The organism is Pseudomonas caricapapayae (assembly GCF_001400735.1).
GTDB classification, from domain to species: Bacteria; Pseudomonadota; Gammaproteobacteria; order Pseudomonadales; family Pseudomonadaceae; genus Aquipseudomonas; species Aquipseudomonas caricapapayae.
Window position 1 is genome coordinate 105,391 of the sequence record NZ_LJPW01000146.1, and the last position, 15,313, is coordinate 120,703.

At 57.5% G+C, this 15,313-nt stretch carries 15 protein-coding genes; 4 read left to right on the forward strand and 11 right to left on the reverse strand.

Annotated features, from left to right (window positions below):
• Nucleotide 1: 1 nt before the first annotated feature.
• The 4 genes from ALO80_RS21510 to ALO80_RS21525 all read left to right on the forward strand — a co-directional run bounded on the left by ALO80_RS21510 (nucleotide 2) and on the right by ALO80_RS21525 (nucleotide 3,744).
• Nucleotides 2-952, forward strand: coding sequence for an ABC transporter substrate-binding protein (locus ALO80_RS21510; RefSeq protein ID WP_055010448.1), 951 nt, complete (start codon nucleotides 2-4; stop codon nucleotides 950-952).
• Nucleotides 949-1,998 carry a FecCD family ABC transporter permease gene (locus tag ALO80_RS21515; RefSeq protein ID WP_055010449.1) on the forward strand — a complete coding sequence of 350 codons (1,050 nt, stop codon included), beginning with the start codon at nucleotides 949-951 and terminating at the stop codon, nucleotides 1,996-1,998. The genes ALO80_RS21510 and ALO80_RS21515 overlap by 4 nt, the downstream gene beginning before the upstream one ends.
• Before the next feature lie 115 nt (nucleotides 1,999-2,113).
• Complete coding sequence (locus ALO80_RS21520) at nucleotides 2,114-2,839, forward strand: NAD-dependent epimerase/dehydratase family protein (protein ID WP_055010450.1); 726 nt, start codon at nucleotides 2,114-2,116, stop codon at nucleotides 2,837-2,839.
• A 98-nt stretch (nucleotides 2,840-2,937) separates the two neighbouring features.
• Nucleotides 2,938-3,744: an isocitrate lyase/PEP mutase family protein gene (locus tag ALO80_RS21525; protein ID WP_055010451.1), complete on the forward strand. Its 807-nt coding sequence runs from the start codon at nucleotides 2,938-2,940 to the stop codon at nucleotides 3,742-3,744.
• 384 nt (nucleotides 3,745-4,128) lie between these two features.
• Here the strand turns inward: ALO80_RS21525 and glmS are convergent, their stop codons facing one another.
• From glmS to atpB, 11 genes are all read right to left on the reverse strand, one after another.
• Complete coding sequence (gene glmS, locus ALO80_RS21530; protein WP_055010452.1) at nucleotides 4,129-5,964, reverse strand: glutamine--fructose-6-phosphate transaminase (isomerizing); 1,836 nt, start codon at nucleotides 5,962-5,964, stop codon at nucleotides 4,129-4,131.
• Nucleotides 5,965-5,973: 9 nt separating this feature from the next.
• The gene (locus tag ALO80_RS21535) at nucleotides 5,974-6,741 is read right to left on the reverse strand and encodes a DeoR/GlpR family DNA-binding transcription regulator (RefSeq protein WP_055010453.1); all 768 of its coding nucleotides are present in this window, start codon (nucleotides 6,739-6,741) and stop codon (nucleotides 5,974-5,976) included.
• A 369-nt stretch (nucleotides 6,742-7,110) separates the two neighbouring features.
• Nucleotides 7,111-8,478, reverse strand: a complete 1,368-nt coding sequence (gene glmU, locus ALO80_RS21540) for a bifunctional UDP-N-acetylglucosamine diphosphorylase/glucosamine-1-phosphate N-acetyltransferase GlmU (RefSeq protein ID WP_054985599.1) — start codon at nucleotides 8,476-8,478, stop codon at nucleotides 7,111-7,113.
• Between the two features lie 124 nt (nucleotides 8,479-8,602).
• Nucleotides 8,603-9,028, reverse strand: a complete 426-nt coding sequence (locus ALO80_RS21545) for a F0F1 ATP synthase subunit epsilon (protein ID WP_003413751.1) — start codon at nucleotides 9,026-9,028, stop codon at nucleotides 8,603-8,605.
• A gap of 43 nt (nucleotides 9,029-9,071) precedes the next feature.
• Complete coding sequence (gene atpD, locus ALO80_RS21550) at nucleotides 9,072-10,451, reverse strand: F0F1 ATP synthase subunit beta (protein WP_002555982.1); 1,380 nt, start codon at nucleotides 10,449-10,451, stop codon at nucleotides 9,072-9,074.
• Between the two features lie 27 nt (nucleotides 10,452-10,478).
• Complete coding sequence (gene atpG, locus ALO80_RS21555; protein ID WP_055010454.1) at nucleotides 10,479-11,339, reverse strand: F0F1 ATP synthase subunit gamma; 861 nt, start codon at nucleotides 11,337-11,339, stop codon at nucleotides 10,479-10,481.
• 50 nt (nucleotides 11,340-11,389) lie between these two features.
• Nucleotides 11,390-12,934, reverse strand: a complete 1,545-nt coding sequence (gene atpA / locus ALO80_RS21560; RefSeq protein ID WP_002555984.1) for a F0F1 ATP synthase subunit alpha — start codon at nucleotides 12,932-12,934, stop codon at nucleotides 11,390-11,392.
• Nucleotides 12,935-12,955: 21 nt separating this feature from the next.
• Nucleotides 12,956-13,492: a F0F1 ATP synthase subunit delta gene (locus ALO80_RS21565; RefSeq protein WP_003315956.1), complete on the reverse strand. Its 537-nt coding sequence runs from the start codon at nucleotides 13,490-13,492 to the stop codon at nucleotides 12,956-12,958.
• Between the two features lie 12 nt (nucleotides 13,493-13,504).
• The gene (locus ALO80_RS21570; RefSeq protein WP_003401414.1) at nucleotides 13,505-13,975 is read right to left on the reverse strand and encodes a F0F1 ATP synthase subunit B; all 471 of its coding nucleotides are present in this window, start codon (nucleotides 13,973-13,975) and stop codon (nucleotides 13,505-13,507) included.
• Between the two features lie 57 nt (nucleotides 13,976-14,032).
• Complete coding sequence (gene atpE / locus ALO80_RS21575) at nucleotides 14,033-14,290, reverse strand: F0F1 ATP synthase subunit C (protein ID WP_002555987.1); 258 nt, start codon at nucleotides 14,288-14,290, stop codon at nucleotides 14,033-14,035.
• Between the two features lie 138 nt (nucleotides 14,291-14,428).
• The gene (gene atpB, locus ALO80_RS21580; RefSeq protein WP_002555988.1) at nucleotides 14,429-15,298 is read right to left on the reverse strand and encodes a F0F1 ATP synthase subunit A; all 870 of its coding nucleotides are present in this window, start codon (nucleotides 15,296-15,298) and stop codon (nucleotides 14,429-14,431) included.
• Nucleotides 15,299-15,313 lie beyond the last annotated feature (15 nt).

Here is a 15,313-nt window from a genome sequence, read left to right on the forward strand (position 1 = left end):
AATGAACTGCCTGTACGCCCGTCTGACTTTGGTCACGTTGTTATGCAGCCCGATGGCGCACGCCGCCTACCCCGTCACCGTGCAAAGCTGCGACCGGTCGGTAACCTTCACTGCTGCGCCCCAGCGTGCCGTCAGCAACGATGTGAGCCTCACCAAAATGATGGTTGCCCTGGGTTTGCAGTCGCACATGGTCGGCTACAGCGGCATCACTGGCTGGAATAAACCTGATCAGGGTTTGTTGCACGACCTGGGCAATCTGCCCGAGCTGGCCAGCAAGTACCCGTCGCTGGAAACACTGCTCAATACCAACGCCGACTTCTATTTTGCCGGGTGGAACTATGGCATGCGGGTAGGTGGCGACGTCACGCCGCAGAGTCTGGCACCGTTGGGTATCCAGGCTTATGAACTGACCGAATCCTGCGCGCAGATAATGCCTCGCGCCGAAGCAACGCTGGAGGATGTCTATAACGACCTGCTGAATCTGGGCCGGATATTCAACGTGCAGACCCGGGCTGAAATGCTGGTTGCGCAGATGCGCCGCAGCGTGAGCGAGGTTCAGGAAAATGTGGCAGGCAAAGCGCCGCCCAGGGTTTTTCTGTACGACAGCGGTGAAGACCGACCCATGACCGCCGGGCGTCTGGCCATACCTCAGGCACTGATCAGCGCCGCTGGTGGCCTTAACGTCATGGGTGATGTCGCCGCCAGCTGGACGCACGTCAACTGGGAGTCGGTCGTGCAAAGCAACCCGGAGGTTATCGTGATCGTCGACTACGGCGAAATCAGCGCTGCGCAGAAAGAGCACTTTCTTGAAAGCCATCCGGCGCTGCAATCCATCGACGCAATCCGCAACCGACGCTATGTCGTGCTGCCTTACGTAGCGGTTACGCCGGGGCTCGATAACGTCACGGCCATCGAGACGCTTGCAGCGGCATTTCATGACATGAAGCGATGACCCTCGCCCAGTGGCTGACCGAGCGGCCTGGCCGTTACACGGCTTTGCTGATCACGCTGACACTCGTGCTGCTGATGTCATGTCTTATGTGCATCACCTTCGGCGCGGCACCGGTGCCATTGAGCCAGGTGATGGATATCCTGATGTCCAAGCTGTTCGGTGCCAGCGATGCCCCGCACCTCTGGACAGCAGGACAGGAAACCATCGTCTGGCTGATACGCACGCCACGGGTATTGCTGGGCGTGCTGGCCGGTGCGGGTCTGGCGCTGATTGGCAGCGTCCTGCAGGCAGCGACCCGTAATCCTCTGGCCGACCCACACCTGTTGGGGGCAACCTCGGGTGCGACGCTGGGCGCGGTTATCGTGGTCATGCACGTAGGAGAAGTCGCTGGCATGCTGACGTTGCCGCTGGCCGCCTTTGCCGGCTCGCTGGTCAGTCTGTGCCTGGTGCTGTGGCTGGCGAGCGACAAAGACCGCCTGGACAGCCAGCGCCTGCTGCTCGGCGGAGTCGCGGTGTCCTTTGTGATGATGGCGATCGCCAACCTGTCGTTGTTTCTGGGCGACCACCGCGCCAGTTCCTCAGTGCTGTTCTGGATGCTCGGCGGGCTTGGGCTTGCCCGCTGGGACTTGCTTGTAGTGCCCTTGATTACGGTTTCGTCGGGCTGGATTCTGCTCCAGGGGCTGGGCCGCTCGTTGAACGCCTTGATGGGCGGCGATCAGACCGCCACCAGCCTTGGCCTGCAAGTACGCAATGTGCGTCTGCTGGTTTTTCTGATTGCCTCACTGATGACCGGCGTGCTGGTCGCCTTGTGCGGCTCCATAGGGTTTGTCGGCCTGATGGTGCCGCACATCGCCAGACGTCTGGTGGGCTCGGAGCATCGACGCCTGCTGCCCGTCGCTACGTTGCTGGGTGCCTTGTTGATGATCTGGGTGGATGTCATCTCCCGTACGCTGATTGCGCCAGAGGATCTGCCGATAGGGATTGCGACGGCGTTACTGGGCGGGGTGTTTTTTATTTTCATGATGAAGCGGGGTCGGCGTTTTTAGCGAGGTGTTTCAGAAACACCACCAGAGGATTCAAGCGCAGCGGCTAAGATGCTTGAGCGAAGCCTTGGCCACAGGCCTGCTTCCGTCCCAATGAGACCTCAAGGAGATGAGTGCAATGTCGCGTAAAGTTTTTGTGGCCGGCGCATCCGGCGTAATCGGCAAAGCCCTGCTCAAGCTCCTGGTGGCTGCGGACTACAGCGTGTATGGCGCTACCCGTCGCGTCGAAAAAGTGAAGGACATTGAGGCCACAGGTGCCAAGGCAGTGGTGGTAGATGTCTATGACGCCGAGCGTTTAAACGAAGAGTTGGTCCGCATACAGCCATGGGCTGTTATTCATCAGCTGACAGATCTGCCTCGTGGCCTGAGTCCCGAATTGATGGCAAAAGCGATCGAGAGCAACGCACGTATCCGTACAGAAGGAACGCGTAATCTAATAGCCGCCGCTCGGGCCGCTGGCGCTACACGCCTGATAGCTCAAAGCATCGCCTGGGCCTATCGCCCAGGTGACACCCCTTATCTGGAAACCTGTCTGCTGGACGTGGAGGCACAAGGCAGCCGTGGCATCAGCGTGGGGGGTGTCGCAGCCTTGGAACAGCAAGTGCTGAGCGCGCCAGCATTGAACGGCACCGTCTTGCGGTATGGCCAGTTATACGGACCCGACACTGGCACTGACGAGCCGACCGGCACCAGCCCAGTGCACGTACAAGCCGCTGCGCGCGCAGCATTGCTGGCGTTGCAAAAGGAGCAAAGTGGTATTTTCAATATCACTCAGGACAGCCAGACCGTCAGCAACGAGAAAGCCAAGCGCATATTGGGGTGGTCTTCTACCGTGGAGGCTTGACGCCACAATGCAGCTACTCCGTAAGAAGGCAGGCTTTCTATTTCCAGTCGCTTGCCTGCCAAGGTCAATAGATGGCAACTTTCAGGAAGGATAGTGTGATGAAACCACTGGACGATGTTTTTCATGAGTTACACAAGAATGGTCTTTTGATACTGGCCAATGTCAGCGATGCAGGCGGCGCAAAAGTCGTGGAGTCGTTGGGTGCCACCGCAATCGCCACCAGCAGTGCGGGCATGGCGTGGACGCACGGTTACGCCGATGGCAACCAGCTTCCCCTTACGCGGCTGGCAGCCAGCGTTGAATCTATAACCCGAATACTGCGCGTCCCCCTGACCGTAGACATTGAGGCCGGTTACTCCGACGATCTCCAACATGTCGCCAGTGTTGTCGAAGCGGTCGTCGCCGCAGGTGCCGTGGGTATCAACATCGAAGACGGTACCGCACCACCTGAGGTACTTGTGCGCAAAATCGAAGTTGCCCGAGAAGTCGCAAACAAGCATGGCATTAATCTTTTCATCAATGCGCGCAGTGATGTCTATCTGAAAAGCCTGGTGCCCACCGTCCAGCGTCTGGATGAAATCATCCGGCGTGCAGCGCTTTATGCACAAGCAGGAGCCAACGGCCTGTTCGCCGCCGGTATGGTCACGCCTGCCGAGATTTCCATATTGTGCAACACCTCCACGCTACCGGTGAATCTACTTGCCCGCGACGGGCTGTCGGCACCCGACGAGCTGGAGCGCTTAGGGGTGAGACGCCTGAGTGCCGGTTCCAGTATTGCGGAGTTCCTGTACGGAGCGATGGAAGGGCTGGCCCGCTCTTTCATTGAGCGCGGGCAGTTGGATACGCAAGCGCTTGCGGGTTTTACGTATGGGAAATTGAATGGGTTAATGGGAGAGCGTGGATAAGCGAAAGGCCTATAGGCAAAGTTCGCGGTCCGTGATGTTTTCGGCGGCCTCCCTACGTAGGTGACACGGGCAGCTCGGTATTATGGGCATAGCCCAGGTGTGCTCGGGAAGTACCTGCTGGCTTGGCAAGGTCCCGAAGCACACTACCGGTTCATGACCGAACGCTTCAACGGCGCTAGCCCGGATCTAAAAAGCAGCGCCGACTGCATGTCGCACTAGCCGAAGTAGCACTCAGCAGCCTTGCTGATCGACTGTTTGCGGCTGGAACCAAAAAGAACCGCATAAGCTATGGGGCGAATTTTTATGGAAATCTGCGACAGTTTTAATTCACATGCCAACATTTTAATTCCCAAAGATCACCTATAGCCCGCCCCTGTGGATAACTCACTCCACCGTCACCGACTTCGCCAGATTCCTTGGCTGATCAACATCGGTCCCTTTCAACACCGCCACATAATACGAAAGCAGCTGCAACGGAATGGTATAGAGGATTGGTGCAAGGGCATCGATGATGTGCGGCATGGCGATGACATGGGTGCCTTCACCGTTCTTGAGGCCGGCCAGCTCATCCGCGAAGACGATCAGCTCGCCACCGCGTGCGCGTACTTCCTGCAGGTTTGATTTGAGTTTTTCCAGCAGTTCGTTGTTCGGTGCGACGGTGACTACCGGCATGTCGGCATCCACCAGCGCCAGCGGGCCATGTTTGAGTTCGCCTGCCGGGTAGGCTTCGGCGTGGATGTAGGAGATCTCTTTGAGCTTCAGTGCGCCTTCCATTGCTACCGGGAATTGCGCGCCGCGGCCCAGAAACAGGGTGTGGTGCTTCTCTGCGAACAGCTCGGCGACTTTTTCGATGGTGCCGTCCATTGCCAGGGCTTCGCCCAAACGGGTAGGCAGGCGACGCAGTTCTTCGACCAATTGCGCTTCGACACCCTCCTCCAATGAGCCTTTGACCTGGCCGAGCGATAGGGTCAGCAGCAGCAAGGCAACCAGTTGAGTGGTGAAGGCTTTTGTCGATGCCACGCCGATTTCCGGACCGGCCTGAGTCAGCAGGGTCAGATCGGATTCGCGTACCAGTGAGCTGATGCCGACGTTGCAGATCGCCAGGCTGGCAAGAAAGCCCAGTTCTTTGGCGTTGCGCAGTGCTGCCAGGGTGTCGGCGGTTTCACCGGATTGCGAGATCGACACGAACAGGGTGTCTGGCTGAACCACGACCTTGCGATAGCGGAACTCGCTGGCCACTTCCACCTGACAAGGAATGCCGGCCAGACCTTCAAGCCAATAACGCGCGACCATGCCTGCGTGGTAACTGGTGCCGCAGGCAACGATCTGCACGTTGCGTACTTTGCCGAACAGTTCGGCAGCCTGTGGACCAAATGCGTGGACCAGCACTTGCTGCTGTCCTAAACGACCTTCGAGCGTGCGCTGCACAACCTTGGGTTGCTCGTGGATTTCCTTGAGCATGAAGTGACGATATTCGCCTTTGTCAGCGGCTTCGGCACCTTCGTGGTATTGCACCACTTCACGCTCGACCGCCACGCCGTCGACATTCCAGATCTGCACGCTGTCGCGACGGATCTCGGCAATATCGCCTTCTTCCAGGTACATGAAACGGTCGGTGACCTGGCGCAGTGCCAGTTGATCCGAAGCCAGGAAGTTTTCACCCAGACCCATGCCGATCACCAGCGGGCTGCCGCTACGGGCGGCCAACAGGCGGTCCGGTTGCGCGGCATTGATCACAGCAAGACCATAGGCACCGTGGAGCTCTTTCACCGCAGCCTTCAGGGCAATTGCCAGATCAGGCGTGTCCTTGAGCTTGTGGTGCAGCAGGTGAACAATGACCTCAGTGTCGGTCTCGGATGCGAACACATAACCCAGGCCTTTGAGCTGTTCACGCAGCGCTTCATGGTTCTCGATGATGCCGTTGTGGACAACTGCCAGCGTGTTAGCCGAGAAGTGTGGATGAGCGTTGCGTTCACACGGCGCACCGTGGGTGGCCCAACGGGTGTGGGCAATACCCAGACGACCCGTCAGCGGCTCGCCTGTCAGTGCCTGTTCCAGTTCACTGACCTTGCCGGAGCGACGACGGCGCTCAAGAATGCCTTCGTTGGTGAAAACGGCCACGCCTGCGCTGTCATAGCCGCGGTATTCAAGGCGTTTGAGACCTTCGAGCAAAATGGCCGTGATATTACGTTCAGCAACGGCGCCGACGATTCCACACATGGTTCTCTCCTAGCTGACAGCGGCACAAATCAGATTGATGCCGCGGGCTTGTATCTGATCGCGGGCCTCGCTGGACAGGCGATCATCAGTAATAAGGGTATGGATACTGCTCCAAGGCAGCTCCAGATTGGGTATCTTGCGGCCTACCTTGTCGGCTTCGACCATGACGACGACTTCCCGGGCGACTTCCGCCATGACCCGGCTCAAGCCCAGCAGCTCGTTGAAGGTGGTGGTACCACGAATCAGATCGATGCCGTCGGCACCGATAAACAGCTGATCAAAGTCGTAGGAGCGCAGTACTTGCTCCGCGACCTGTCCCTGAAAAGACTCCGAGTGCGGATCCCACGTTCCGCCGGTCATCAACAAGACCGGTTCGTGCTCCAGTTCGGTGAGGGCTCGCGCTACATGCAGGGAGTTGGTCATGACGACCAGACCGGGCTGCTGGCCCAGCTCCGGGATCAACGCAGCCGTGGTGCTGCCGCTGTCGACAATGATTCTGGCGTGCTCGCGAATTCTGCGAACTGCCGCGCGGGCGATGGCCTGTTTGTAGCGGGAAACAGGCTGACTGCTATCACTTATAAGCTCGTGAGGGAGCGGCACTGCGCCCCCGTAACGGCGTAGCAGCAAGCCATTGGCTTCAAGGGCAGCCAGATCCTTTCGAATCGTAACTTCGGAGGTTTCAAAGCGTTTGGCCAAATCATCGACACTGACTTCACCCTGCTCATTGAGCAACGCAAGAATGTTGTGGCGGCGTTGAGGCGTATTGCGCTTCGACATGACGGCCCTAAGTTTCGTTTCGAAAGATAACGAAGGCAATCAAAACCTATTTTTTGGGTTTGGTCAATGCCCGAGGGTTTGGCAGGACGCTTTTATGGGCTCAGTGCCGCTACTTTGTGTGCGCAGCAATTGTGAAGCAGAGCGTCATGCAAGGCACTCCCTTGGAGCATGAGGAACGAGAATCTTGTAACTCTCGTTTCAGTGCTCCGTTCTCAGAGGTATGCATAGGCCAGTTGGACCAGACAGGAATGCATTTCGTGGGAGCGGACTTGTCCGCGAAAGCTATTCACAAAGATTCCAGGACGGAGGATGGCTTTCGCGGACGAGTCCGCTCCCACAGGACATCATTTTTTCCGGGCTGTGGATAACTCAGTCTTTCCTGATTTTCACCGGCCGCTTCCAGCCTTCGATGTTACGTTGGCGGGCGCGGGCCACGCCGAGTTGTTCAGCGGGCACGTTCTGCGTGATGGTCGAACCCGCTGCTGTCGTCGCACCGTCCAAGATATCCACAGGCGCAACCAGAGAGTTGTTCGAGCCAATGAAGACGTCTGCACCCAACGTGGTCTTGTGCTTGTTGGCACCATCGTAATTACAGGTGATGGTACCGGCGCCGATATTGGTGCGTGCGCCAACCTCGGCGTCGCCCAGGTAAGTCAGATGGCCAACCTTGGCACCCTCTCCCAGCTTCGCATTCTTGAGTTCCACAAAGTTACCCACATGCGCCTTGGCCCCCAGCACGCTGCCTGGTCGCAAACGTGCGAACGGACCGGCATCGCTGCCCTCACCCAGTATTGCGCCTTCGATGTGGCTGTTGGCTTTGACAACGACACCCTTGCGCAACGTGCTGTCCTTGATCACGCAGTTAGGACCGATCACCACATCGTCTTCGATCACTACCTTGCCTTCGAGGATGACGTTGATGTCGATCAGCACATCCCGCCCGACGCTGACGTCGCCGCGTACATCGAATCGCGCAGGGTCGCGCAGGGTCACACCACCTGCCATCAGGCGACGAGCTTCGCGCAACTGGTAATGACGCTCCAGCTCGGAGAGCTGTCTGCGATCATTGGCACCCTGTACTTCCATAGCGTCGTGGGGCTGCTCTGTCGCGACGACCAGTCCGTCATTGACAGCCATGGCGATGACGTCAGTCAGGTAATACTCGCCCTGGGCATTGTTGTTGGAGAGCCGCCCCAGCCAGTCAGCAAGATGTCTGGCGGGCACCGCAAGAATTCCGGTATTGCCTTCGGTGATAGCTTTCTGCACATCGCTGGCGTCCTTGTGCTCGACAATGGCGCAGACACGATTCTGCTCATCGCGAACGATACGGCCGTAGCCTGTAGGGTCATCCAGCGTAACGGTCAACAGACCCAGCTGCTGCGGGGTGACGAGTTTGAGCAGGCGCGCAAGCGTATCCACTTCGATCAGCGGTACATCGCCATAAAGAATCAACACGGTTTCGGCCGTCAGCGCCGGCAGCGCCTGAGCAACGGCATGACCTGTGCCGAGTTGCTTGTCCTGCATCACGAAATTCAGATCATCTGCCGCCAGCTGTTCACGTACAGCATCCGCGCCGTGGCCGATCACCACATGTATTCCACTTGGGGATAACTGACGTGCGCTGTGGATAACATGACCGAGCATGGAATTGCCCGCCACCGGGTGCAGGACCTTGGGCAGGGCCGAGCGCATCCGGGTACCTTGGCCAGCAGCGAGAATAACGATATCGAGAGACATGATAGGACTACCAACTGAGCGGCAACCGGGCCGAAGACGGGCTGACCTGAAAGAGGAAATCTGAAAAAAAGAAAAAGGGTAGCCGAGGCTACGCTTTTTCTCAATCGCATCGAATCCAGCGGGGTTAGCCGCCGAACTTCTTGCGAATTTGCTGAACGGTGCGCAGCTGAGCTGCAGCCTCGGCCAGACGAGCAGTTGCAGATCCGTAGTCGAAATCTGCGCCCTTCTCGTTCAGGGCCTTCTCGGCAGCCAGTACGGCTGCCTGAGCAGAAGCTTCATCCAGGTCGGCAGCACGTTGCACAGTATCGGCAAGCACCTTGACCATGTTCGGCTGAACCTCAAGGAAACCACCGGAGATGTAGAACACCTCGGCTTCCCCACCCTGCTTGATCAAGCGGATCGGGCCCGGCTTCAGATCAGTGATCAGCGGCGCGTGGCCTGGAGCGATACCGATATCACCCAGGTTGCCGTGCGCAATCACCATCTCGACCAGACCGGAGAAGATTTCCCCTTCCGCGCTGACGATGTCGCAATGGACTGTCATAGCCATTTGCTTGCCTCAACCTAATAGCGCCCGTTGCCAGGCGCCGGGATTACAGTTTCTTGGCTTTCTCGATCGCTTCTTCGATGCCGCCGACCATGTAGAACGCTTGTTCTGGCAGGTGGTCGTAGTCACCGTTGAGGATGCCTTTGAAGCCAGCAATGGTGTCTTTCAGGGAAACGTATTTACCCGAAGCACCGGTGAAGACTTCTGCCACGAAGAAAGGCTGGGACAGGAAGCGCTGGATCTTACGAGCACGGTTAACCAACTGCTTGTCGGTCTCCGACAGCTCGTCCATACCCAGAATCGCGATGATGTCTTTCAGCTCTTTGTAGCGCTGCAACACGTACTGAACGCCGCGAGCGGTGTCGTAGTGTTCCTGGCCAATGACGTTCGGGTCCAGCTGGCGCGATGTCGAGTCCAGTGGATCTACCGCCGGGTAGATACCCAGGGATGCGATGTCACGGGACAGTACGACGGTGGCGTCCAGGTGGGCAAACGTGGTCGCTGGCGACGGGTCAGTCAAGTCGTCCGCGGGTACGTATACGGCCTGGATCGAGGTGATCGAACCATTCTTGGTGGAAGTGATGCGCTCTTGCAGAGTGCCCATCTCTTCAGCCAGGGTCGGCTGGTAACCTACTGCGGAAGGCATACGGCCCAGCAGTGCGGATACTTCAGTACCGGCCAGGGTGTAACGATAGATGTTGTCGACGAACAGCAGAACGTCGTTACCTTCGTCACGGAACTTCTCGGCCATGGTCAGGCCGGTCAGTGCTACGCGCAGACGGTTACCCGGCGGCTCGTTCATCTGACCGTAAACCAGTGCCACTTTGTCCAGAACGTTGGAGTCCTTCATCTCGTGGTAGAAGTCGTTACCCTCACGAGTACGCTCACCCACACCGGCGAACACGGAATAACCGCTGTGCTCGATGGCGATGTTACGGATCAGTTCCATCATGTTTACGGTCTTGCCGACACCGGCACCACCGAACAGACCGACTTTACCACCCTTGGCAAACGGGCAGACCAGGTCGATAACCTTGATGCCGGTTTCCAGAAGGTCGTTGCCGCCTGCCTGCTCAGCGAAGGACGGTGCAGGACGGTGAATGCCCCAGCGCTCTTCGGTGGCAATCGGACCCGCTTCGTCGATCGGGTTGCCCAGCACGTCCATGATCCGGCCCAGAGTCGCTTTACCGACCGGTACGGAAATGGCTGCGCCAGAGTCTGTTACTTCCAGACCACGCTTCAGACCCTCGGTGGAGCCCATCGCAATGGTACGAACCACGCCGTCGCCCAGCTGCTGCTGAACTTCCAGAGTGGTTCCTGCCGCGCTTTGAACTTCCAGCGCGTTGTAGATGCTCGGTACGCTATCGCGTGGGAATTCCACGTCGATCACGGCGCCGATGATTTGAACGATACGTCCGCTACTCATTAGCTGGTTCCTCTAATATTTGAACCGTTAAACCGCGGCAGCGCCGCCGACGATTTCCGAGATCTCTTGGGTGATCGCTGCCTGACGCGCCTTGTTGTAGATCAGCTGCAAATCGCTGATCAAATCACCGGCGTTGTCTGTGGCGTTCTTCATCGCGATCATCCGCGCTGCTTGTTCAGCTGCGTTGTTCTCGACCACCGCCTGGTACACCTGCGATTCCACGTAGCGAACCATAAGGCCGTCTAGCAGCTCTTTGGCATCGGGTTCGTAGAGATAGTCCCAGTGGTGCTTGAGCCCTTGATCCGGGGTTGCCACCAGTGGAATCAATTGCTCCACAGTGGGTTGCTGGGTCATGGTATTGATGAACTTGTTGGATACCACGGACAGGCGATCAATACGGCCATCCAGGTAAGCATCCAGCATCACCTTGACGCTGCCGATCAAGTCGTTGATCGACGGCTCTTCGCCCAGGTGGCTGATCGCAGCGACGACGTTACCGCCGAAGTTGCGGAAAAATGCCGCACCTTTGCTGCCGACCACGCACAGATCGATCTCTACACCGTTTTCACGGTTCACCGCCATGTCCTTGACCAGAGTCTTGAACAGGTTGGTATTCAAGCCACCACACAGACCACGGTCACCGCTCACTACGACATAACCGACGCGCTTAACAGGGCGTTCGATCATGAACGGGTGGCGGTACTCCGGGTTGGCGTTTGCCAGATGACCAATCACCTGACGAATGCGCTCCGCGTAAGGACGGCTAGCAGCCATGCGCATTTGAGCCTTGCGCATTTTGCTGACCGCCACTTTTTCCATGGCGCTGGTGATCTTTTGCGTGCTTTTGATGCTCGCAATCTTGCTGCGAATCTCTTTTGCGCCTGCCATGTAACACCTATCAGGTTAGCAAGCGGGAGCCTTGCGGCCCCCGCTGCGGCTTACCAGGTTTGGGTGGCCTTGAACTTCTCGATGCCGGCTTTCATGCCAGAATCGATTTCGTCATTGAAGTCACCCTTCACGTTGATCTTCGCCATCAAATCGGCGTGATCGCGGTTGAAGTAAGCAATCAGCGCTTGTTCAAAGCTGCCAATCTTGGCGATTTCGACGTCAGTCAGGAACCCACGCTCAGCGGCATACAGCGACAGCGCCATGTCAGCGATCGACATTGGTGCGTATTGCTTCTGCTTCATCAGCTCGGTAACGCGCTGACCATGCTCAAGTTGCTTGCGGGTCGCCTCGTCCAGGTCAGAAGCGAACTGAGCAAATGCTGCCAGTTCACGGTACTGAGCCAGAGCGGTACGGATACCACCGGACAGCTTCTTGATGATCTTGGTCTGAGCGGCACCACCCACACGGGATACCGAAACACCGGCGTTCACAGCCGGACGGATGCCGGAGTTGAACATGGCCGATTCCAGGAAGATCTGACCGTCGGTGATGGAAATCACGTTGGTCGGAACGAACGCGGAAACGTCGCCAGCCTGGGTTTCGATGATCGGCAATGCGGTCAGGGAACCGGTTTTGCCGGTCACTGCGCCGTTGGTGAACTTCTCTACGTACTCTTCGGAAACACGCGATGCGCGCTCCAGCAGACGGGAGTGGAGATAGAACACATCGCCTGGGTAAGCTTCACGGCCTGGTGGACGGCGCAGCAGCAGGGAGATCTGGCGGTAGGCCACTGCTTGCTTGGACAGATCGTCATATACGATCAGCGCATCTTCACCGCGGTCGCGGAAGAATTCACCCATGGTGCAACCCGAGTACGGTGCAAGGAATTGCAGCGCAGCGGATTCGGAAGCACTTGCAGCCACGACGATGGTGTTAGCCAGTGCGCCGTTTTCTTCGAGCTTGCGAACGACGTTGGCAATGGTCGATTGCTTCTGACCGATCGCTACGTATACGCAGAAGATGCCGCTGTTCTTCTGGTTGATGATTGCGTCGATGGCCAGAGCGGTTTTACCGATCTGACGGTCACCGATGATCAGCTCACGCTGGCCACGGCCGACAGGAATCATGGCATCGACAGCCTTGTAGCCAGTCTGTACAGGCTGGTCTACCGACTTACGCCAGATCACGCCTGGAGCAACTTTCTCGACCGCATCGGTCTCGGTGTTGTTCAGCGGACCTTTGCCGTCAACTGGGTTACCCAGTGCATCGACAACGCGACCCAGCAGTTCCTTACCTACCGGAACCTCGAGGATGCGGCCAGTGCACTTGGCGCTCATGCCTTCAGCCAGAGTCGTATAGGCACCCAGTACAACGGCACCCACAGAGTCTTGCTCAAGGTTCAGCGCCATACCGTAGACGCCGCCCGGAAACTCGATCATCTCGCCGTACATTACGTCGGCCAGACCGTGAATCCGCACGATACCGTCAGACACGCTGACGACTGTGCCTTCGTTACGGGCTTGGGAGGTTACATCGAGCTTGTCGATGCGACCCTTGATGATTTCACTTATTTCGGAAGGATTGAGTTGCTGCATTGCTCTGCTGCCCCTTCAAACTCAAGATTTCAATGCTTCGGCTAGTTTCGCGATCTTGCCACGAACTGAGCCATCGATAACCAGGTCGCCGGCGCGGATTACGACACCCCCTATCAGAGAGGCATCCTCCGCAGCATGCAGGCGCACTTCCCGGCCGAGCCGTGCACTGAGAACCTTGGCGAGTTTGTCTTGCTGTTCTTGGTTCAATGCGAAAGCACTGGTGACATCCACATCGACCGATTTTTCCTGCTCGGCCTTGTACAGGTCGAACAGTTCGGCGATCTCCGGCAGAAGCGGGAGGCGGTCGTTTTCAGCAACGACGTGGATGAAATTCTGTGCCTTGGCATCGAACTTTTCGCCACACACTTCAATAAAAGTGGTGGCCTTTTGTGCGCTCGTCAGTCGCGGGGCCTTGAGCATGCGCTGCATGGTGTCGTCTTGCGACACCGCAGCAGCCAGGCCGAGCATGGCTGACCAATTGGCCAGCTGCTGGTGGGCCTGCGCGTGCTCGAAGGCCGCCTTTGCGTAAGGTCGGGCCAACGTGGTCAGTTCTGCCATGATCGCCCTCGCTTAAATTTCAGCAGCCAGTTTGTTAACCAGCTCCGCGTGCGCGTTTTGATCGATTGTGGCACCCAGGATCTTCTCTGCACCATTGACTGCCAGGCTACCCAACTGGGCGCGCAAGGCGTCTTTGACACCGTTCAGTTCCTGCTCGATCTCGGCCTGAGCCTGAGCCTTCACACGGTCAGCTTCAACGCGGGCCGTTTCACGGGCTTCGTCGACAATCTGAGTACCGCGTTTCTTGGCTTGCTCAATGATCTCGGCTGCTTGAGCTTTAGCTTCGCGCAGTTGTTGACCCGCTTTTTCTTGGGCCAGCTCCAGGTCGCGAGCTGCTCGGGAAGCAGCGTCCAGTCCATCCGCGATCTTCTTCTGACGTTCGTGCAAAGCCGCGATGACCGGAGGCCACACGAACTTCATGCAGAACAGCACAAAAATGAAGAACGCAACGGACTGGCCAATCAGGGTTGCATTAATGTTCACGCCAACACCTCGCTCGTTCGTTGTCCATCACACCAATCAACTCGAAAATTCGAGTGATCAGCCAGCGAGTTGACCAACGAAGGGGTTCGCAAAGGTGAAGAACAGAGCGATACCAACACCGATCATGGTCACGGCGTCGAGCAGGCCCGCAACGATGAACATTTTAACTTGCAGCATTGGAACCATTTCCGGCTGACGCGCAGCGCCTTCCAGGAATTTGCCGCCCAACAGGCCGAAACCGATTGCAGTACCCAGTGCGCCCAGGCCGATCAACAGTGCAACAGCGATAGCGGTTAGACCAACTACAGTTTCCATCTTTCCTCCCGACTTTTACGTCGTATTGGTTAGGTTTTTTTAATTGAAGCGGTAAAACAAAATCGTTTCTACATCAGCCCTTGCGGGCACCGCCTCGCCAGTGGCGAAGCGGTCATCAGACGCGTCCTGAGACGAATCTCAATGGTTATCTTCGTGAGCCATCGACAGGTAGACGATGGTCAGCATCATGAAGATGAACGCTTGCAGGGTGATGATCAGGATGTGGAACACAGCCCACGCCCACTGCAGCACTACACCCAGACCGCTGAGCCACAACAGACCGCTGCCGAACATCACGGCGATCAGAATGAAGACCAGCTCGCCAGCATACATGTTGCCGAACAGACGCAGAGCCAGGGAAATAGGCTTGGCGATCAGCGTCACGAATTCCAGCAGGAAGTTGACCGGGATCAACAGCGCCTGCACGAACAGGTTCTTGCTGCCGAACGGGTGAAGGGTCAGTTCGCCGATGAAACCGCCGATGCCCTTGACCTTGATGCTGTAGAAAATGATCAGTGCGAACACGGACAGGGCCATGCCCAATGTGGCATTCGGGTCAGTGGTCGGAACGGCACGGAACGGAATGTGCTCGTCGCCCGAAATCAGCATGGCCAGCTGTGGAATCCAGTCCACCGGCACCAGGTCGACCGCGTTCATCAGGAAAACCCAGACGAAGATGGTCAGCGCCAGTGGTGCGATAACCGCACTGCGCCCGTGGAAGCTGTCTTTCACACTGCCGTCGACGAAGTCGACCAGAACTTCAACGAAGTTCTGCAGCGCGCCGGGCTGACCGGAAGTTGCCTTCTTGGCCGCCATGCGGAAGATCAGAACGAAAATCAGACCCAACGCAACCGACCAGCCGAGGGTATCGACGTGGAAAGCCCAGAAACCCATTTCCTTGGCTTCTGCTGCGGTGTGGGCAAAGCCCCATTCGCCATTGGGCAGGTGCCCGAATGTAAGGTTCTGCAAGTGGTGCTGGATATAGCCCGAAGCTGTTTGCTCTGCCATGGTTGCCTCAAACGC

What these genes read in the sequence shown, in the direction of transcription:
- ALO80_RS21510 (WP_055010448.1), top strand. Translation starts at nt 2, where the DNA reads ATGAACTGCCTGTACGCCCGTCTGACTTTGGTCACGTTGTTATGCAGC.
- ALO80_RS21515 (WP_055010449.1), top strand. Translation starts at nt 949, where the DNA reads ATGACCCTCGCCCAGTGGCTGACCGAGCGGCCTGGCCGTTACACGGCT.
- ALO80_RS21520 (WP_055010450.1), top strand. Translation starts at nt 2,114, where the DNA reads ATGTCGCGTAAAGTTTTTGTGGCCGGCGCATCCGGCGTAATCGGCAAA.
- ALO80_RS21525 (WP_055010451.1), top strand. Translation starts at nt 2,938, where the DNA reads ATGAAACCACTGGACGATGTTTTTCATGAGTTACACAAGAATGGTCTT.
- glmS (WP_055010452.1), bottom strand. Translation starts at nt 5,964, where the DNA reads ATGTGTGGAATCGTCGGCGCCGTTGCTGAACGTAATATCACGGCCATT.
- ALO80_RS21535 (WP_055010453.1), bottom strand. Translation starts at nt 6,741, where the DNA reads ATGTCGAAGCGCAATACGCCTCAACGCCGCCACAACATTCTTGCGTTG.
- glmU (WP_054985599.1), bottom strand. Translation starts at nt 8,478, where the DNA reads ATGTCTCTCGATATCGTTATTCTCGCTGCTGGCCAAGGTACCCGGATG.
- ALO80_RS21545 (WP_003413751.1), bottom strand. Translation starts at nt 9,028, where the DNA reads ATGGCTATGACAGTCCATTGCGACATCGTCAGCGCGGAAGGGGAAATC.
- atpD (WP_002555982.1), bottom strand. Translation starts at nt 10,451, where the DNA reads ATGAGTAGCGGACGTATCGTTCAAATCATCGGCGCCGTGATCGACGTG.
- atpG (WP_055010454.1), bottom strand. Translation starts at nt 11,339, where the DNA reads ATGGCAGGCGCAAAAGAGATTCGCAGCAAGATTGCGAGCATCAAAAGC.
- atpA (WP_002555984.1), bottom strand. Translation starts at nt 12,934, where the DNA reads ATGCAGCAACTCAATCCTTCCGAAATAAGTGAAATCATCAAGGGTCGC.
- ALO80_RS21565 (WP_003315956.1), bottom strand. Translation starts at nt 13,492, where the DNA reads ATGGCAGAACTGACCACGTTGGCCCGACCTTACGCAAAGGCGGCCTTC.
- atpE (WP_002555987.1), bottom strand. Translation starts at nt 14,290, where the DNA reads ATGGAAACTGTAGTTGGTCTAACCGCTATCGCTGTTGCACTGTTGATC.
- atpB (WP_002555988.1), bottom strand. Translation starts at nt 15,298, where the DNA reads ATGGCAGAGCAAACAGCTTCGGGCTATATCCAGCACCACTTGCAGAAC.